This window comes from Methylocella tundrae, from assembly GCF_901905185.1.
Classification (GTDB): domain Bacteria; phylum Pseudomonadota; class Alphaproteobacteria; order Rhizobiales; family Beijerinckiaceae; genus Methylocapsa; species Methylocapsa tundrae.
The window spans coordinates 19,104-36,662 of the sequence record NZ_CABFMQ020000068.1; the positions used below are offsets into that span (position 1 = coordinate 19,104).

A 17,559-nucleotide genomic window follows, 5' to 3' on the forward strand; every position below is an offset into this window, starting at 1 on the left:
GGCGCCGAGATCGCCACGGCGGACCGCTCGTAATACCACGGTGGTCGCCATCATCACTTCGCCAATCCAGATAACAACGGCGAGAACGTGCAGGGCGCGTGCGATAATGACACCGTCTATAGCTATTCTCCCGCACCGTGGAGCTGCGGACCTGTTGGGGCGCTCATCGTCTTCGCCGCGGAGAGAGCCTCCGCGTTGGCGCCGCCGATGACGCGCGTGCGGCGAACTTCGGTGAAATAAGACAAGATGAGCGACACCCAGACGATGCCGTAGAGCAGCATGAAGCAGCTCGAGTAGATCCCGATCTGGTCGAGGATGATGCCGAAGAGGATAGGTAACAGGAACCCGCCTAGACCACCCGCCAGGCCGACAATCCCTGACACGACGCCCATATTGGTCGGAAAGTCGTCGCTGACGTATTTGAATGTGGACGCCATTCCGCAGGCGAAGGAGACGCCGAGGACGAAGAGGAGGGCCGCGAAGCCCCAGGCGGGCAGGCCGAGGTGGAAGGATGCCGGGCCGTGAATGGTCTGAACCACAAAGTCGGTTTGCGGGTAGGACAACAGGAACAGGCAAATCCAGGCCGCCCATAGTACCCACCAAGTTACATTGTGCGCGCCAAACTTATCCGACAGGTATCCGCCGAGTGCGCGCAAGACGCCAGCCGGCAGCGCAAAACATGCCGCCATGAGTGCTGCCTGCGTGATCGGAAAATGAAATTCATTGACGAAATACTGCGGCAGCCAGATCGAAACAGCGGTAAACCCGCCGAAAACGATCGAATAGTATTGGCAATATTTCCAGACCCGCGGATCGCGAAGAACCGCGAGCTGCTGGCGAATCGGCACAGAGTTGTTGGACTTTCCAGGATCTGGCGCGGCGAGGAACCAGAACAGCACTGCGGTCACCAGCAAGCATACGGCGTAGACTTTCGGCACGCTCTGCCAGCCAAAGTTTGACACCAAGGATGGCGCCACAAACATGTTGATGGCGGCTCCGGTCACGCCGGCGCCGAAGAAGCCCATCGCAAAGCCTTTTTTCTCCTTGGGAAAGAACCTGGCGACATAGGGCGTCCCGATCGCGAAGGACGCACCGACCAGTCCCAATGCCAATCCCGCCAGGAGGAATTGCCAGAGCGCGACCGCGTAGGACGATAGCCATAGCGGGACGGCGCAGCCGACGAGCAGGATGAACATGACGATGCGGCCGCCGAACCGATCCGTCCAGATCCCCAGCGGCAGTCGAAACAGAGCGCCGGTCAAGACCGGCGTAGCCGTCAACAGGCCGAATTCCGACGCGTTGAGGCCAAGTTCCTTGCGGATTGGGATGCCGGTGACCCCAAACATCATCCAGGCGGCAAAGCAGACCGCAAAGGCAAAGGTCGTTACGAGCAGCACTCTCATCGCTACGGAAGGCGGGATATCGGCTGTCGTGTCCATGGTCAGGATTTCCTGTCGTGAGGGGGCTGATCAGCTCCAGGCCGTCGATGAGGGGATCGAGAGGAAACCGCGTGCGGGCAGCCGTGGAATCCGCGATGTGCATGATCTCGCCACGGACGACGATTCCGAACTTCGCCATACCGGAAAGGGCTCGCGAGAAGGTCTCGCGTGTCATACCGAGCTGTGAGGCGATCAGCCGCTTTTCGATCGGCAGCCGGATGGTGATGTCGGCGCTCGACTCTCCCAGCAGCGACACAAGATAGCAGCTGACCCGCTCCTCCGCGGAGCGCAGCTTCAGGTTTTTTGCGTGACGCACTTGCCGCCGGAACTGAGCCGAGAGACAGCCGAGGGTAGCGCGGCAGAGTACGTGATCGGATCTGATGGCGTCCCGGAATGCCTTGGCGCGAACGAGAACGAGTTGAGCTTCCTCGTAAATGCGGGCGCGCATCAGATAGGGTTGTCCACTTATCACGGCGGCCGGGATGACCAGATCGACGGGCCGCAACAATTCGACAAGGGTCTCAATCTGATCCCGCACGCCCAATAGCTCGACGCTGCCGGAGAGGAGGATCTGGGCGAAGGTCGGCCTCTCTGCCTGATCGAACAGCATGCTGCCTGCCGGCGCGCGATGCAGCACGGCTTGACCCGCCAGCGCGTCTAGCGTTTTGACGGGAACCCTCCGCAACCAGGGCGCCTGTCGGAGCGCCTCTCTGGCCGATGACCATGGCCCCGGTTCGTGGGTGCTTGTCACCGTCGCCGCCAGGTCGTGCGGACCAGACAGAGCGGGCTGCACGCCATTTTCCATGTTGTTCTACTCCATTCCAGCTCATGAGTTCTCGAAAGCTGGCCTTTCAATGCGTGATCTATATCACGTCATATGGCGCCCTAGAGCACGATTAGCTTTGATGCGGATCAATGCGAGGTCATCTGTCGACATATAAAACCTGCCTTGCACGATAACGGGCCGCCTTGGCGGGTGACCCCGAACCGCAGGAAACCAGCATGAGCCACTTTCTTGACCGGCTGACCTTCTTCAAGCGGCAGGTCGGCACGTTCTCCAACGGGCACGGCATCACGACGGACGAGCCGCGCGATTGGGAGGACGGCTATCGCAAGCGCTGGCAGCACGACAAGATCGTGCGCTCCACGCATGGCGTGAACTGCACCGGTTCGTGCTCCTGGAAGATCTACGTCAAGGGCGGCATCGTGACGTGGGAGACGCAGCAAACCGATTACCCGCGCACGCGGCCGGATCTGCCGAACCACGAACCCCGCGGCTGCGCGCGCGGCGCCAGCTACTCCTGGTATCTTTACTCGGCCAATCGCGTGAAGCACCCGATGGTGCGCGGGCATCTGCTGCGGATGTGGCGCGAAGCGCGATCGACACTCTCACCTGTCGCAGCCTGGGCCTCGATCGTGGAAAGCCCAGAGAAGCGCACGAGCTACACCAGCAAGCGCGGGCTGGGTGGCCTAGTCCGTGCGAAATGGGACGAGGTCAACGAGATCATCGCCGCCGCGAACGCTTATACGGTCAAGAAATATGGACCCGACAGGGTGGTTGGCTTCTCGCCCATTCCCGCCATGTCGATGGTGTCGTTCGCTGCCGGCGCACGCTACCTCTCGCTGCTCGGCGGCGTTTGCCTGTCTTTCTACGACTGGTATTGCGACCTGCCGCCAGCCAGCCCGATGACCTGGGGCGAACAGACGGACGTTCCGGAAAGCGCCGACTGGTACAATGCGGGATATCTGTTGATCTGGGGCTCGAACGTGCCGCAGACGCGCACGCCCGACGCGCATTTCTACACCGAGGTGCGCTACAAAGGCGCCAAGAGCGCCGTTATTTCCCCGGACTACGCCGAGGCGACCAAGTTCGCCGATCTCTGGCTGCATCCCAAGCAGGGCACCGATGCCGCGCTGGCGATGGCAATGGGCCATGTGATCATGCGTGAATTCCACCTTGACCGGACGGTGCCGTATTTCCAGGACTACATCCGGAAATACACCGATCTGCCGATGCTGGTGCGCCTGGTGCGCAAGGACGGCAGATACATCCCCGAACGTCTCGTGCGCGCCGACGATTTTATCGACGGGTTGGACGAGGCGAACAATCCTGCATGGAAGACTGTCGCCCTGGACGCCGACGGCAAGCCGGTCGTGCCGCTTGGTTCGGTCGGCTTCCGCTGGGGCGAGCAAGGCAAATGGAACCTGGAACAGCGGCGCAGCGATGGCGCGGACGCCTCGCTACAACTCAGCCTGATTGACGGTGGCGCTACGGAAGAGGTGGCGTTTCCCTATTTTGGCGGCGCCGCGACCAATGGCTTCGTTGCGACTGAACACCCAGATATCGTGACACGCACCGTTCCGGTACGCACCCTATCGCTGAAGGACGGGGCGACGCCGGTCGCGACCGTGTTCGATCTTCTGTGCGCCAATTACGGCCTGGATCGAGGCTTGGGCGGCGGCGGCGTGGCCTCGGACTACGACCAGGACGAGCCATACACGCCGGCCTGGGCGGAGCACGTGACCGGCGTGCCGCGCGCCCACATCATCCATGTTGCACGCGAATTCGCCGCCAACGCCGAAATCACCAACGGCCGTTCCATGGTGATCCTCGGCGCCGGGGTGAACCACTGGTACCACATGGATATGACCTACCGCGGCATCATCAATCTTCTGGTGCTGTGCGGCTGCGTCGGCCAGTCTGGCGGCGGCTGGGCGCATTACGTGGGGCAGGAGAAACTGCGGCCGCAGACCGGCTGGCTGCCTGTCACCTTTGCGCTCGACTGGAGCCGCCCACCGCGGCACATGAACGGCACGTCGTTCTTCTATGCACACACCGACCAGTGGCGTTACGAGACGCTGAAGGTCTCGGAAATTCTATCGCCGACGGCGCCGGATGGCGACTGGTCGGGATCGATGATCGACTACAATGTGCGCGCCGAACGCATGGGCTGGCTGCCGTCGGCGCCGCAGCTCAAGCAGAACCCGCTGACCATCGCCACGCGCGCGAAGGAAGCGGGCCTGGAGCCGAAAGACTATGTGACCAAGGCCCTGCGCTCCGGCGAGCTTGAGATGTCCTGCCACGATCCGGATGATCCTGCGAACTGGCCGCGCAACATGTTCGTGTGGCGCTCCAACCTGCTGGGATCGTCGGGCAAGGGGCACGAATATTTCCTCAAGCACCTGTTGGGCGCCAGCAACGGCGTGCTGGGCAAGGATCTCGGCGTCGAAGGCCGCGAGAAGCCGCAGGATGTGAAATGGCGCGATAAGGCTCCCGAAGGAAAACTGGACCTTCTGGTGACGCTGGATTTCCGCATGTCCACCACCTGCGTTTATTCCGACATCGTTCTGCCGACGGCCACCTGGTACGAGAAGAACGACCTGAACACGTCCGACATGCACCCGTTCATTCACCCGCTGACCGCTGCGGTGGACCCGGCCTGGGAGTCGCGCACCGACTGGGACATCTACAAGGGCCTTGCCCAGACATTCTCCGATATCTGCCCGGAGGTACTGGGCCGCGAGACCGACGTCGTGCTGACGCCGATACAGCACGACACGCCGGGCGAACTGGCGCAGCCTTACGGCGTGACCGACTGGATGCGCGATGGCGCCGACCCGGTTCCTGGCCGAACGATGCCGTCGGTGGCGGTGGTCGAACGCGACTATCCGAACCTGCATGCGCAATTCACCGCCATCGGACCGCTGCTGAAAGCGTCCGGCAACGGTGGCAAGGGAATCGCCTGGAATGCAGCGCACGAAATCGATTTCCTCGCTACCCTGAACGGTACGGTTCGCGCCGGAGTGGCATCGGGCCAGCCCCGCCTTGAAACCGATGTCGATGCCATCGAGGCCATCCTGAGTCTGGCGCCGGAGACCAATGGCGAGGTTGCCGTGAAGGCCTGGGAAGCGCTTGGCCAGATGACCGGGCGCGACCACACCCATCTTGCCCGGTCGAAGGAGGACGAGAAGATCCGCTTCCGCGATATCGTCGCGCAGCCGCGAAAGATCATCTCGTCACCGACCTGGTCGGGAATAGAAAGCGAGACAGTCTGCTACAACGCGGGCTACACCAATGTCCACGAGCTCATCCCCTGGCGCACGCTGACCGGGCGCCAGCAGCTTTACCAGGATCATCTGTGGATGCGCGCCTTTGGAGAGGCGCTGGTCACGTGGCGGCCGCCGGTGGACACCAAAGGGACGGCGGCGATCCGTGGCAAGCACGACAACGGCAATCCGGAGATCGTGCTGAACTTCGTTACCCCGCACCAGAAATGGGGCATCCATAGCACCTACACAGACAATTTGTTGATGCTGACCCTGAGCCGCGGCGGGCCGTGCATCTGGATCAGTGAGACGGACGCGCAACAAGTCGGCATAGCCGACAATGACTGGGTCGAAGCCTACAACACCAATGGCGCGCTGGTGGCGCGGGCGGTGGTCTCGCAACGGGTCAATCCCGGCATGGTGATGATGTACCATGCCCAGGAGAAGATCGTGAACATGCCGGGCAGCGAGGTGACTGGCCAGCGCGGCGGCATCCACAACTCGGTCACTCGCGTGGTGCTCAAGCCCACGCACATGATCGGCGGCTATGCACAACTGAGTTTCGGCCTGAACTACTACGGCACGGTCGGCTCCAACCGCGACGAGTTCATCATCATCCGGCGCATGGACAAGGTGGACTGGCTGGACGGCGCCCCCGTCACGCAGCAGTCATCCCGCCAGAAAGAGGTCGTGTCATGAAAATCCGAGCGCAGATCGCGATGGTGCTGAACCTCGACAAATGCATCGGCTGTCACACCTGCTCGGTCACTTGCAAGAACGTGTGGACCAGCCGCGAGGGGATGGAATACGCGTGGTTCAACAATGTCGAGACCAAACCCGGTGTTGGCTATCCGAAGGACTGGGAAAACCAGAAGCGCTGGAAGGGCGGCTGGACGCGCCGGAAGAACGGCAAGATTGAGCCGCGGATCGGCGGCAAGTGGCGCATCCTGTCCAACATCTTCGCCAATCCCGACCTGCCTGAAATTGACGATTACTACGAGCCGTTCACGTTCGATTATGGACACCTGCAGACCGCGCCCGAGGGCAAGGTCATGCCGACCGCCCGCCCACGTTCGCTGATCACCGGCGAACGGATGGAGAAGATCGAATGGGGTCCGAATTGGGAGGAGATCCTGGGCGGCGAATTCGCCAACCGTTCGAAGGACAGTAATTTCGAGGGTGTGCAGAAAGAAATCTATGGCGCCTTTGAGAACACCTTCATGATGTATCTGCCGCGCCTGTGTGAACACTGCCTCAATCCGGCGTGTGCCGCCGTTTGCCCGTCCGGCGCCATCTACAAGCGCGAGGAGGACGGCATCGTCCTGATCGATCAGGACAAATGCCGCGGCTGGCGCATGTGCGTTTCTGGCTGCCCCTACAAGAAGATCTATTACAACTGGTCGTCAGGCAAGTCTGAGAAATGCATCTTCTGCTATCCCCGCATCGAGGCCGGGCAGCCAACGGTGTGCTCGGAGACCTGCGTTGGCCGCATTCGCTATCTCGGCGTCATTCTTTACGACGCCGACCGCATCGAGGAAGCGGCCTCGGTCCCGGACGAAGGCGATCTCTACGAGGCGCAGCTCAAGGTGTTTCTCGATCCGCACGATCCCGCCGTGCAGGAACAGGCCCGGCGTGACGGCGTTCCGGAGGCCTGGCTGGAGGGTGCGCGGAAGTCGCCGATCTGGAAAATGGCGATGGAGTGGAAGATCGCCTTCCCGCTGCATCCAGAATACCGCACCCTGCCGATGGTCTGGTACGTGCCCCCGCTGTCGCCGATCCAGGCCGCCGCCGCGAAAGGCGATCTCGGCGCCATCGGCGGCATGCCCGATGTGAAGTCGCTGCGCATCCCTGTGGAATACCTGGCCAACCTGCTGACCGCTGGCCGGACCGAACCGATCACGGCCGCCCTGGAGCGAATGCTGGCCATGCGCGCCTATATGCGCGCCAAGACGGTGGACGGCGTGATCATCGACTCGATCGCCGAGCGTGTGGGGCTGTCGGGCCAGGACATCGAGGACATGTACCAGCTCATGGCCATCGCCAACTACGAGCACCGATTCGTCATCCCGACCGCCCATCGCGAGACCGGTGAAGATCCTTTCCAAATGCGCGGCTCCTGCGGCTTCTCGTTCGGCGAGGGCTGTTCCGGAAAGACCGGCTTCGGCCTGTTTGATTCGAAAAAGCCGAAGACCCCGATGGAGGTGGCGTGATGGCCCGCACCTATCGCGCCCTCGCGGCTCTGATCGCCTATCCCACCGAGGCGCTGCAGGCCGCGACGGGCGAGATCGCCGCGGCGTTGGCCGAAGAAGACCTGGTGCCGGCGCCGCGCCGCGCCGCCATAGGCGATCTGCTGACCGAACTGGCCGAGCGCGACATCTATGATTTGCAGGAGCGGTATTTCGCGCTCTTCGATCGCAGTCGCACGCTGTCGCTGCATCTGTTCGAGCATGTGCATGGTGAAAGCCGCGATCGCGGGCAGGCGATGGCGGACCTGATCGCGCTTTACCGCGGTCATGGATTCGAACCGACTGCCAGCGAGTTGCCCGACTTCCTGCCGCTGTTCCTCGAATTCCTGTCATTGCTTCCAGGACATGAGGCGCAGGCGCTGCTAGCCGAGCCGGCTGGCATTCTTCAACTCCTCGCGGAACGGCTTGTCACACGCAAGAGCGCCTATGCAGCGGTGTTCCAGGCGCTCGCCACGCTGGCCAACGCACCCGCGATCGACGGACCGGATACCGGCGCCGAAGACCCCGACGATCTCGTGGCGCTGGACGCGGCATGGGAGGAGGCAGCGGTCCATTTCGGACCCGGCGAACAGATCGACAGTTGCGGGACGGATCGTCTGCGGACGCGGCTTCGTGCAGCGACCCGTGACGCCGCGGCCGGCTGAGGAGATGGAGCGATGAGCGATTATCTGAACAGCGCCCTCTATGGCTGGTACCCCTATGTGTGCCTGACCGTGTTCGCTCTTGGCAGCCTGGTGCGATTCGACACCGCGCAATACACGTGGCGCAGCGGGTCGAGCCAGTTGCTGCGGAAGCGGCAGTTCCGCTGGGGCTCCAACCTGTTTCACGTCGGCATCCTGGTCGTCATCGGAGGCCATTTCGCCGGCTTCCTGATGCCCGACTGGGCGGTGGACTGGCTGATCAGCCCGGCCCAGCATGAGCTGCTGGCCATGGTGGTGGGCGGCCTCGCCGGCCTGATCGCGATTGTCGGACTGTCGTTGCTGATTCACCGGCGATTGACCGACCCGCGCATCCGCGCCACCAGCCGGCGATGGGATATCGCGATCATCCTGATGCTGTGGGCGCAGCTTGCCCTCGGCCTGCTGACCGTTCCGGTCTCGGCGCTGCATATGGATGGCGCGCTGTTCCTGACCTTGGTCGCCTACATCAAGGGAATCGTGCTGCTGCATCCTGGCGTGGCCGATCTGCTCCTCGGCACGCCGTTGATCTACAGGGTGCATATCCTGCTGGGCTTCACCATCTTCCTGGTCTCTCCGTTCACCCGCTTGGTGCATGTATGGAGCGCCCCGGTCTGGTATTTCGGCCGCCCCGGATTCCAGGTCGTGCGCAGCCGGGAGAGCGTCGGAAATCGGTCACGGGATCAGTCGCTCACAGTGGCCGATCTGGTGACGCGCGCCGATTCGGCAAAGCCGGCTGGCGCGAAGTTTCCGCAATCCGTCAGGGGGAACTGAACCATGCAGACCGTCACGGTGAACGACGTCGCCATCCCGCACGCGACCATCGCAAGGGAAGTGCAGAACCACCAGGCAGAGTCGCCCGCCGTCGCGTGGGAACAGGCGACCCGGGCCCTGGTCATTCGCGAATTGCTACTTCAACGTGCGCGTGCGCTGGATCTTGTGGCCGATCCACGTACCGAGGACGGCGCGCGGGAGACCGACGAAGAATCGCTGATCCGGTTGCTGCTGGAACGTGAGGTCATCACGCCAAAGGCCGATGACGCCGTCTGCCGCCGCTACTACGACAGCAACCCGGCGCGTTTCCGCAGCCCGGATCTGTTCGAGCCGGCGCATATCCTGTTCAAGGCTCGCCGCGACGATACCGATGCCTACGCTAAGGCCGAGGCCCAGGCTGCCGCGGTCCTCGCGGATCTCCAGCAGCACCCGGGCAGGTTCGACAGCCTGGCGCGCAGCCTGTCCGACTGCTCGTCCGCGACGGAAGGTGGGCGGCTGGGACAGATCGTGCGGGGCGAGACGACCCCCGAGTTCGAGACATTTCTGGTTGCCATGGAACCTGGCCAAATCTGCCCAACACCGGTGCGCACGCGCTATGGCATGCACGTTCTCCGTCTGGACCGCAGGATCGCGGGCGAGACTTTGCCGTTCGACGCCGTCCGCACCCAGATCGCCACCTATCTGGAAGATCGCACATGGCGCCGCGCGGTTGCGCAATATATCGCGCTGGTGGCGGGGCAGGCGCGGATCGCCGGGTTTGATCTGCCGGCCGCCACCTCGCCGCTCGTGCAATAGGAGGCGAGCATGCTCGGCAACATTCTGGGCGCCCTGACGGATGCCGCCTCGGCCGCGGAAGCCCTGGCTGCCGTCGGCGACCCTGGCTTGGTAGAGCGTGTCTGGCTGGGCGCCGCGGCCGAAGGCGTCGGCGTCGGCGAATTCGTGGCCAGCACGGTCCGCCAAATGCTCGACTATGCGGAGGAGGATATGTGGCTGGATCTTCTCGGCCGCATGTCAGGCTCGCCGCGACCCGGCGTCGCGGCATTGGAGGCCATGCTGGCCCGCGCCTTTCCCGAACCAGCCATCAGCCGCTCGCGCGCCGGCTTGCCCGCGTCCTTCGTCAGAAGGGTAAAATTTCCTTCACAACAATAACAATCGCGTGACGCCAGAGGGACAGGTAAAGGAGCCTGACTGTAGCTGCACAATAGAACGAGAGCCAAATTATAATAAAGATCTGACTTTCATGGAATACAGCGCCGGGTCTCCATCCTTATGTTTCCGCGGGCCAAAGAAATTGGTCCATGAACAAGACGAAACATAAGGGGGAAACATGTTCAAGCTGTCGAAGCTATGGCGAAGCGCGCCCTTACGCGCCGATACGTCACGAAGATCAAGGAAAACCAATCTCGGCCTCAGCCTCATATTTGCGGCTGGAGCGATGTGCGCGTCCTGGCACGGCGCAGCCGCCGCGCCCGGTCCGATCGTCACCACCAAGGAAGGAAGAGTCCAGGGCTTCATCCAAAATGGCGTCGCCCAGTTCCTCGGTGTTCCTTTCGCCGAGCCGCCAGTCGGCAATCTGCGCTGGAGGCCGCCGCGCAAGCATGCGCCCTGGACCAGCGTTCTAAAGGCGACGTCCTACGCTCCCATCTGCGCGCAGATCACGACGCTCGGCGTGTTCGCGGGCCCCGCGAACAATAACGAGGATTGCCTTTATCTGAACGTCTTTACTCCGAACCTTGATCCTTCCGCGAGGCTTCCGGTCATCTTCTGGATTCACGGCGGCGGCAATTTCGACGGCGAGACTCCCGGCTACGACGGGAGCAAGCTGGCCGCGCAAGGCCACACGGTTGTCGTCTCCGTTGAGTACCGGTTGAACCTTATGGGCTGGCTCGCGCATCCCGCGCTGGATGCCGAAGGTCATCTCTTCGGCAACTACGGCATTCTCGACCAGCAGCTCGCGCTGAAATGGGTGAAGCACAACATCGCTCAGTTCGGCGGCGACAAGAACAACGTCACAGTCGGCGGCCAGTCCGCGGGCGCGGTGGACACCGGCCTCGCCATGGTATCGCCGCTGGCCGCCGGCCTATTCCACCGCGGCATCTGCGAAAGCTTCTGCCCCAGCACGGTGCCGACGCTGGCGTCCGCCGAGGCGACCGGCGTCGCCTTCTCGGTCGCGGCCGGCTGCGGCTCCGGCACGGACGCGGCTACCGCCAAATGTCTGCGCAGCCTGACCGCGGCGCAGGTTGAGGCGCTTGCAGGAACCGCGAGCGCCACAAGTCAATACATAGTCGGCCCCATGCAGGACGGCACGGTCATACCCGAGCAGCCGATCACCGCCTTTACCAACGGCCATTTCAACCATGTGCCCCTGATCAACGGGAACGTGACGGACGAAACAAACTTTGGCCTCGCCATTACGGAATACTTCTCGGGGCCGCCGCGCACACCGCCCACTGCGGCGCAATATTTGAACTACGTCAACACCACCTTTGTCCCGCCCCGTTATCCGGCCGGGTCGGCGGCGAGGGTTCTGGTCCGCTACCCGCTCAGCGCTTTCGCGACCCCGCAACTGGCCTGGGATAGGGTGGGGACAGATTCGGGAATATGCGGTCAACGGCGAATCGACAGAGTCCTGGCTCCGCAGATACCGGTCTATGCGTATGAATTCTCCGACCAGACGGCGCCGTTCTACTTCCCGAAAATGCCTGGGTTCCTCTCTCTCGCCTACCACACCGCCGACATCCAGTATCTGTTCCCGTTGTGGCATGGCGGACCGGACGGAATTCAGCATCCGCTCAACAACAAGCAGGAGGATCTCTCCGACCAGCTCGTAGCCGCCTGGACGAATTTCGCCTGGACCGGCAACCCGAACGGGCTCGGCAACTACCCCTGGCCGCGCTACACGAACAACGCGGTCAAGCCGGCCTGGCTGATTGAGGATCTCCCCGTCCTGTCGACGCTGACGGACACGCAGTACTCGGCGCTCCGTAAATGCAATTTCTGGGATTCCCTCACTGTAACCAACTGAGTCAGTGTGAGTTTTGGTCATACGCGTCAAGCCGGCAAGGCTGACGCCAAAACAACAAAGGTGACGGCCATGGTCATGGCCGTCACCTCGTCACATCGTTCATCTCCATGCCCAGCGGTGTCGATAGGATTAGTCATTTGCCTTCCCACCGGGGCCGCCGTATCGTCAAAAGCGGTCGCACCACGTCAGTCAAGTGCGGCGGCAATTGACGGCCCTGAAATCGATGGCTCTGGTCAACTGGCAGGGTAGAAAATGAAATCGCGCGGATGGGCCATTCTCATTGCGGCTGTGGGGCCGTTTTACGCCGGCGGCGCCAACTGCCAAGCGCTCGGCCCGAGCAGGCAAGGAGCTGGCCAGGCGCAAGATGAGCAAAGCGCCATGGCGGGGGGCCCTGCCGGAGCGCAGCTTGCCGATTCAGGGTCCCTGCGCGAAGCCGCCGTGACGCCCGTCCCACGCCCACGGTTCAATGGCAATCCGCTTTGGGCGACTCCGCTGGAATCTTTGCGCATGACCCGTGAGCGGCCCCTTTTTTCGGCCTCGCGCCGTCCTCCCCCTCCGATCGCCGCGGCGGCGCCAAAGGTTGTCGCTCCGACGTCAGCCGAATCGGCGGCGCCGGAAAACCCGGGGATCACTCTCGTCGGCGTCGTGCATGGCGCCGACGTCGATCTGGGCGTTTTCGTCGACGACACAGATAAATCTCTCCTTCGGCTTCGCGTTGGCCAAGCCATCCGCGGGTGGGTCGTTCATAACGTGGATGTCAGAACGACAACGCTTGAAAAAGCCGACGAGCAAGTGAAGCTGGAGCTGCCTGCGCGCAGCACGGAGACGGCTGGCTCGCCGCCTGCCGTGACGGTAGAGACGGCCGCCTCGCCGCAGCCCGGCACAGCCGCTGTGGCCCAAAGGAGTGCGGTCGGACGATTCAAACAATTCGCGACGGCCGGCCGGCCATAGGTCATCGCGAAGCCAAGCGAAGCTCGGGGTAAGCCAAATGCCCGGCGCGCCAGCGCGTGAGGCGGCCGCCAGTCGCCAAGACGAACGCAGCCCTTCGCCTTGGGGTCGGTCTTGTCTTTACAAATCGTGCGCCGGTTCGAACCCTGTCGGCACCGTGACCGCCGTTCCTGGGCATAGAAAGACAGCGATGGGCCACCGCGGCGGCCAGCGATTTTCGGCAAAGCGGAAATGAACTCTTGGGCTGCTTGCGCGTTCTCTTCGCGGTGAAACGCGCGGACGCCTGATGGGCGTTGGAGAGTTCAATGAAAGAGCTTGGGAAAGTCGTCGTCGGTGCGGCGGTCGCCTGCGCCTTTTCGAGCGGGGCCATCGCTCAAGTTCGCACCTTCGGGCCAGCGGCTCCCTACCTCGTGACGGGCCGAAGCGTCAGCGTGCCGCCCTATGAGCATCACGCTGAAAAACCCTACGAACAGGCGGGCGCGCAAGGGCGATTGGACTCTGGATCTGGCGCCGGCCAGACCGAGACGCCGAGCGGCGAGACGCCGTCCCGGTAGGTCTTGCCGCCGTCGCTCCGGCGCGGGGAAAGCGATTGCAACCAACGCCCGGACATCCCCGGGCGCCGCTTGGGCGCGTGTAGGACAAACGGGCGCGTCAGACAAACGTCCATAATCTGTGCGCAAGAAACGTCCACAGCACGACGATGCCCGTGGTCGCGACCTGCGCCGGCAGATAAGGCGCGCCAGCCACCTTTACAAACAGCGTCATGAACAGATAGGTCAGCGCCGCGGCCCCCACGGCGACCAGCGCGAAGCGCCCGCCCGCGCGCCGATGCGGCAGGTGCGAACGAAATGTGTGGCGGCGATTCAGCGCATAAGAGACGATCGCGCCCGCGATGCTTCCGGCCAGGGCCGCCGGAGGCGCCGCCGCATGGGCCAGCTCGACCAGTCCGATCAAGATTGAATAGTGGACGCTCGTGGCGACGAGGCCGACGCCGGTGAAAGATGAAAACTGGCGCAAAAGCTGAGGCATCGCTATAGATCGCATCTCCGGTGGAATCGTTCGAATCCAGCGGGATTGTCGTGTCTTAATGATTGCCGCGCTTTGCGGCGTTGGTCCGGCCGCACCCGAACGCGGATTTGGCTGGATCGTCAAGGAGGAAATCCAATGAACGCAATTTTTCGGCCGAGGCTGGCCGCATGGCTTGCTGGCGCCGCCTTGATCGGCATGATGGCCGGCGGAGCCGAAGCGCGTCCGCGCGCTGGACTGCTCGAATGCAATGTTTCGTCTGGCATTGGCTTCATCGTCACCTCGAACCGGGCTTTGTCCTGCGTCCTCACTCCGCGCCGCGGTCCGCGGCAATATTATGTCGGAACCATTCGCAATTTCGGCCTTGACCTCGGCTTCACGTCTGGCGGCCGGTTTGTCTGGGCTGTGTTCACCGCGGGCAGCGCCCTGCCGCCATTTGCGCTGGCGGGCGAATTCGTTGGCGCGAGCGGCGGCGCCTCGTTCGGCGGCGGCGTCACCGCCAATGTCCTCGTCGGCGGCAACAACAGGTCGATCAGCCTTCAGCCTCTCTCGCTTGGCGTGCAGGCCGGCGTCAACCTTTCGGCCGGAGTTGGCGCCCTCTCTCTCGAACCGAGCGCCCCGCCGCCCGGTCGCTGATCCCCGGGCGAAGGCCCAAGGTTGCGGCCGGGGCTTCGGCTGAATAGATTTCAAATCTGGCCGCCCCGACCGCTCAACCGTCGAGAAGATTTCATGTCCGTTTCCCCCTCCAGAGGGACCCCCCATGCTCAAGGGTCCTCGCACGCGAAAGTGATCATCATAGGGTCGGGTCCCGCCGGCTATACGGCGGCGATTTACGCCGCACGCGCGCTGCTGGAGCCCGTGCTGATCGCCGGTTTTGAGGCTGGCGGCCAGCTGATGATCACAACGGACGTCGAAAATTATCCCGGTTTCGCCGAGCCTATTCAGGGTCCCTGGCTGATGGAGCAGATGAAGGCTCAGGCTGAGAATGTCGGAACCCACATGATCTCGGACCATATTGTCAAGGTCGAGCTTGGTCATCATCCTTTTCGTCTTTTCGGAGACAGCGGAGAGGCCTACGTCTGCGACGCCCTGATCATCGCGACGGGCGCCAAGGCCAAGTGGCTGGGCCTGCCCTCGGAAGACAAGTTCAAGGGCTATGGCGTTTCGGCCTGCGCCACCTGCGACGGATTTTTCTATCGCGGCAAGGACGTGATCGTCGTCGGCGGCGGCAATTCGGCGGTCGAGGAGGCGCTCTATCTCAGCCATCTCGCTTCCAAGGTGACGGTGGTGCATCGCGGCTCCGCCTTCAGGGCCGAGCGGATCTTGCAGGAGCGGCTGTTAAAGCGGCCGAACGTCGAAATTGTTTGGGATCATGTGGTGCATGAAATCCACGGCTCGGAAGAACCTTTGGGCGTCACCCATGTCAGCCTGAAAAACGTCAAGACGGAGGCCGTCCGCGTTGATGATACGCATGGCGTTTTCGTCGCCATCGGCCATAAGCCGGCCTCCGATCTGTTCAGGGGCCAGCTCGACATCAAGCCGAACGGCTATATCAGGACAGAGCCGAATTCGACGGCGACGAGCGTGCCCGGCGTCTTCGCCGCGGGCGACGTCACGGACGATATCTACCGCCAGGCGGTGACGGCGGCCGGAATGGGCTGCATGGCCGCGCTTGAAGTCGAGCGCTGGCTTGCCGCCGAGAATCACCGGCGCGTCGCGGCGGAATAAATCGATCTCCGACTGGGCCGAAGGCTGGCGTTGCGGATTTTGAAATTCGGCTCATTCTCTTGTGATTAAAGAGCGAATCGCCGGTTTCAACGGCGTTTCTTGCGGGATGTTGACTACATTGAGGGGACCGCCATGAGCTTCTGCCGTAAATCTATCCTCGCTTTATCATTCTGGGTCGCCGCCAGCCTCGCCGGGGCCGCCTTCGCGCAAACGGCTCAGCCAGCGGCCCCGGCCAAGGCGCCCCCGGCGGCGCCCAGTTCATCCATGTCGAAGGCGGCTCCGGCTCCCGCCGCGCTGCTCGACATCAATTCGGCGAGCGAGGCGGACCTTCAAGCCCTGCCCGGCATAGGCGACAAACGCGCCGCCGACATCATCAAGAACAGGCCCTACAAGGGCAAGGACGAGCTGGTGCAGAAAAAGATCATCCCGGCCGCCGTCTACGCCAAGATCAAGAGCCAGATCATCGCCAAGCAGAAGTAACATGGGCTCGTAAGAGCTCATTCGTCGCGGCTCAATATGCGATCTATGCCCTTCGCCATTTGAAGGGCGAAATAGGCGTAGCTGTCGGCGTTGCGGATGGCGAATTGGACCGGCAGCTTCTTATATTTGTCTGGATCATCCGATTCGGCTCCAGAGCGGTCGCGGTAAGCAAAATCCTGGAACGCGTCGCTGACGAAATGTGCGGATTCATGGACAAGGCAATGGACCTGGCTTAACGCCCCGATGGAGAGATAATAGGGCGTTATGCGGAACGTTCCGTCCCTTTTCTGCGGCACAAAGGCGGGCGCCATCCCGGTATCTTCGTCGCCGCCGCCAGCGGGCGCATCAGTAAAGGCCGATGAGGCTTTGCCGAGCGCGGACAAGATATCGAAATAGCGGAAACGGATTTCGATCAATATTCGGAGCGTCGGATCGGCCTCGTCGACGAAAGGCAGCAATGACAGAAGCTGATCGAGCGTGCTTGGAGCCGGCCCCAACTCAACATGGAAGTGGGTTTGCAGAGCCTTGAACTGACTGAGATTGGCGATTTCCGAACGGCGTCCGTTGAAGCCGATGACGGCGTTCAGCGCGTTGATCGAGGCGCCGACCCAGCGCTGAGCCTCCGGGACATTGCCGAGAGCCTTCTCCTTTGGAGTCATGGTCGCTGAGCCTTAAAGAGGCGGAATCGTATTGGCGCTGGTCGAACGGTTCTCGTCGCGGTTGCAAAGACGGTTGCCTTCGCTTTTTTCGAACTTCAACATCTCTTGGTCGAGAGAGGCGATGGTCATTTTTCCAACGATGTTGTCGGCCTGTGTCTGGTAGCTGTGATTGATGATCGAGCGCTTTTCTTTATACGCCTTTACGGCCGCCGCCGTGGAAGAGCCATAGGAAGACTGCTCGGTCTCGCCGGAATCGATCTTGGCGTCATCCAGCAGCATCAGGGCGGACTGGATTTTCAGAACATGTGCGCCGGAGGCGCCAAGCAAAACATGCGCGGAGTCCTGCCTCGCCGCCGTTTCAAGTTTGGCGTCGCCCTTGAAAAGCTTCGATTCCAGACTCATGCAGGCTCCCGACGGACTGGCGACGATGGAGGTTATCTTATACGCTCAAGGCAAGGGCGTCCCTCGAAGGCAAGCCCGTTCTATCGTCAGCTTCTGGCGCTTTTCCGC

16 protein-coding genes and 1 pseudogene are annotated in these 17,559 nt (G+C 62.4%); 12 read left to right on the top strand and 5 right to left on the bottom strand.

All coding sequences use genetic code 11. From position 1 onward, the window contains the following. Window positions 1-122: 122 nt before the first annotated feature. Both MPC4_RS06055 and MPC4_RS21720 read right to left on the bottom strand, forming a co-directional pair. A complete protein-coding gene (locus MPC4_RS06055) occupies window positions 123-1,439 on the bottom strand; it encodes an MFS transporter (RefSeq protein WP_244628877.1) in 1,317 nt (438 codons plus the stop codon). Window positions 1,440-1,545: 106 nt separating this feature from the next. After that, window positions 1,546-2,244, bottom strand: a pseudogene (locus MPC4_RS21720) (helix-turn-helix domain-containing protein); the annotation flags it as partial. A 197-nt stretch (window positions 2,245-2,441) separates the two neighbouring features. Between MPC4_RS21720 and MPC4_RS06065 the strand changes: the two are divergent. From MPC4_RS06065 to MPC4_RS06105, 9 genes are all read left to right on the top strand, one after another. Further along, a complete protein-coding gene (locus MPC4_RS06065; protein ID WP_174511726.1) occupies window positions 2,442-6,185 on the top strand; it encodes a nitrate reductase subunit alpha in 3,744 nt (1,247 codons plus the stop codon). Further along, a complete protein-coding gene (narH, locus tag MPC4_RS06070) occupies window positions 6,182-7,696 on the top strand; it encodes a nitrate reductase subunit beta (protein ID WP_174511727.1) in 1,515 nt (504 codons plus the stop codon). The genes MPC4_RS06065 and narH overlap by 4 nt, the downstream gene beginning before the upstream one ends. Then, window positions 7,696-8,376 carry a nitrate reductase molybdenum cofactor assembly chaperone gene (gene narJ / locus MPC4_RS06075; protein ID WP_174511728.1) on the top strand — a complete coding sequence of 227 codons (681 nt, stop codon included), beginning with the start codon at window positions 7,696-7,698 and terminating at the stop codon, window positions 8,374-8,376. Before narH ends, narJ begins: the two co-directional genes overlap by 1 nt. A 12-nt stretch (window positions 8,377-8,388) precedes the next feature. Continuing rightward, window positions 8,389-9,183, top strand: coding sequence for a respiratory nitrate reductase subunit gamma (gene narI, locus MPC4_RS06080; RefSeq protein WP_174511729.1), 795 nt, complete (start codon window positions 8,389-8,391; stop codon window positions 9,181-9,183). A 3-nt stretch (window positions 9,184-9,186) separates the two neighbouring features. Next, window positions 9,187-9,978, top strand: coding sequence for a peptidylprolyl isomerase (locus MPC4_RS06085; RefSeq protein ID WP_174511730.1), 792 nt, complete (start codon window positions 9,187-9,189; stop codon window positions 9,976-9,978). Window positions 9,979-9,987: 9 nt separating this feature from the next. Next, the gene (locus MPC4_RS06090) at window positions 9,988-10,332 is read left to right on the top strand and encodes a hypothetical protein (protein ID WP_174511731.1); all 345 of its coding nucleotides are present in this window, start codon (window positions 9,988-9,990) and stop codon (window positions 10,330-10,332) included. Window positions 10,333-10,618: 286 nt separating this feature from the next. Further along, window positions 10,619-12,208 carry a carboxylesterase/lipase family protein gene (locus tag MPC4_RS06095; protein ID WP_244628879.1) on the top strand — a complete coding sequence of 530 codons (1,590 nt, stop codon included), beginning with the start codon at window positions 10,619-10,621 and terminating at the stop codon, window positions 12,206-12,208. A gap of 252 nt (window positions 12,209-12,460) precedes the next feature. Then, window positions 12,461-13,159, top strand: coding sequence for a hypothetical protein (locus MPC4_RS06100; protein WP_174511733.1), 699 nt, complete (start codon window positions 12,461-12,463; stop codon window positions 13,157-13,159). 302 nt (window positions 13,160-13,461) lie between these two features. Beyond that, on the top strand, window positions 13,462-13,710 hold the full coding sequence (locus tag MPC4_RS06105; protein ID WP_174511734.1) for a hypothetical protein: 249 nt from the start codon (window positions 13,462-13,464) through the stop codon (window positions 13,708-13,710). 97 nt (window positions 13,711-13,807) lie between these two features. Here the strand turns inward: MPC4_RS06105 and MPC4_RS06110 are convergent, their stop codons facing one another. Beyond that, window positions 13,808-14,200, bottom strand: a complete 393-nt coding sequence (locus tag MPC4_RS06110; protein ID WP_244628880.1) for a GtrA family protein — start codon at window positions 14,198-14,200, stop codon at window positions 13,808-13,810. A 120-nt stretch (window positions 14,201-14,320) separates the two neighbouring features. Here MPC4_RS06110 and MPC4_RS06115 point away from each other — a divergent pair, with 120 nt between their 5' ends. The 3 genes from MPC4_RS06115 (at window position 14,321) to MPC4_RS06125 (ending at window position 16,390) form a co-directional block, all read left to right on the top strand. Then, a complete protein-coding gene (locus MPC4_RS06115) occupies window positions 14,321-14,818 on the top strand; it encodes a DUF992 domain-containing protein (protein WP_174511735.1) in 498 nt (165 codons plus the stop codon). Window positions 14,819-14,911: 93 nt separating this feature from the next. After that, window positions 14,912-15,910 (top strand): thioredoxin-disulfide reductase, encoded by a 999-nt coding sequence (gene trxB, locus MPC4_RS06120; protein WP_174511736.1) that lies wholly within the window; start codon window positions 14,912-14,914, stop codon window positions 15,908-15,910. 132 nt (window positions 15,911-16,042) lie between these two features. Further along, window positions 16,043-16,390 carry a ComEA family DNA-binding protein gene (locus MPC4_RS06125; protein ID WP_174511737.1) on the top strand — a complete coding sequence of 116 codons (348 nt, stop codon included), beginning with the start codon at window positions 16,043-16,045 and terminating at the stop codon, window positions 16,388-16,390. A gap of 17 nt (window positions 16,391-16,407) precedes the next feature. Here MPC4_RS06125 and MPC4_RS06130 read toward each other — a convergent pair whose 3' ends face one another. Together MPC4_RS06130 and MPC4_RS06135 are read right to left on the bottom strand one after the other, a co-directional pair. Continuing rightward, window positions 16,408-17,049 carry a M35 family metalloendopeptidase gene (locus MPC4_RS06130; RefSeq protein WP_134490286.1) on the bottom strand — a complete coding sequence of 214 codons (642 nt, stop codon included), beginning with the start codon at window positions 17,047-17,049 and terminating at the stop codon, window positions 16,408-16,410. Between the two features lie 12 nt (window positions 17,050-17,061). Then, the gene (locus MPC4_RS06135) at window positions 17,062-17,451 is read right to left on the bottom strand and encodes a peptidoglycan-binding domain-containing protein (RefSeq protein WP_174511738.1); all 390 of its coding nucleotides are present in this window, start codon (window positions 17,449-17,451) and stop codon (window positions 17,062-17,064) included. Between the last annotated feature and the right edge of the window lie 108 nt (window positions 17,452-17,559).

Coding starts and splice junctions, on each gene's coding strand:
- MPC4_RS06055 (WP_244628877.1), bottom strand. CDS start 1,439: ATGGACACGACAGCCGATATCCCGCCTTCCGTAGCGATGAGAGTGCTG.
- MPC4_RS06065 (WP_174511726.1), top strand. CDS start 2,442: ATGAGCCACTTTCTTGACCGGCTGACCTTCTTCAAGCGGCAGGTCGGC.
- narH (WP_174511727.1), top strand. CDS start 6,182: ATGAAAATCCGAGCGCAGATCGCGATGGTGCTGAACCTCGACAAATGC.
- narJ (WP_174511728.1), top strand. CDS start 7,696: ATGGCCCGCACCTATCGCGCCCTCGCGGCTCTGATCGCCTATCCCACC.
- narI (WP_174511729.1), top strand. CDS start 8,389: ATGAGCGATTATCTGAACAGCGCCCTCTATGGCTGGTACCCCTATGTG.
- MPC4_RS06085 (WP_174511730.1), top strand. CDS start 9,187: ATGCAGACCGTCACGGTGAACGACGTCGCCATCCCGCACGCGACCATC.
- MPC4_RS06090 (WP_174511731.1), top strand. CDS start 9,988: ATGCTCGGCAACATTCTGGGCGCCCTGACGGATGCCGCCTCGGCCGCG.
- MPC4_RS06095 (WP_244628879.1), top strand. CDS start 10,619: ATGTGCGCGTCCTGGCACGGCGCAGCCGCCGCGCCCGGTCCGATCGTC.
- MPC4_RS06100 (WP_174511733.1), top strand. CDS start 12,461: ATGAAATCGCGCGGATGGGCCATTCTCATTGCGGCTGTGGGGCCGTTT.
- MPC4_RS06105 (WP_174511734.1), top strand. CDS start 13,462: ATGAAAGAGCTTGGGAAAGTCGTCGTCGGTGCGGCGGTCGCCTGCGCC.
- MPC4_RS06110 (WP_244628880.1), bottom strand. CDS start 14,200: ATGCGATCTATAGCGATGCCTCAGCTTTTGCGCCAGTTTTCATCTTTC.
- MPC4_RS06115 (WP_174511735.1), top strand. CDS start 14,321: ATGAACGCAATTTTTCGGCCGAGGCTGGCCGCATGGCTTGCTGGCGCC.
- trxB (WP_174511736.1), top strand. CDS start 14,912: ATGTCCGTTTCCCCCTCCAGAGGGACCCCCCATGCTCAAGGGTCCTCG.
- MPC4_RS06125 (WP_174511737.1), top strand. CDS start 16,043: ATGAGCTTCTGCCGTAAATCTATCCTCGCTTTATCATTCTGGGTCGCC.
- MPC4_RS06130 (WP_134490286.1), bottom strand. CDS start 17,049: ATGACTCCAAAGGAGAAGGCTCTCGGCAATGTCCCGGAGGCTCAGCGC.
- MPC4_RS06135 (WP_174511738.1), bottom strand. CDS start 17,451: ATGAGTCTGGAATCGAAGCTTTTCAAGGGCGACGCCAAACTTGAAACG.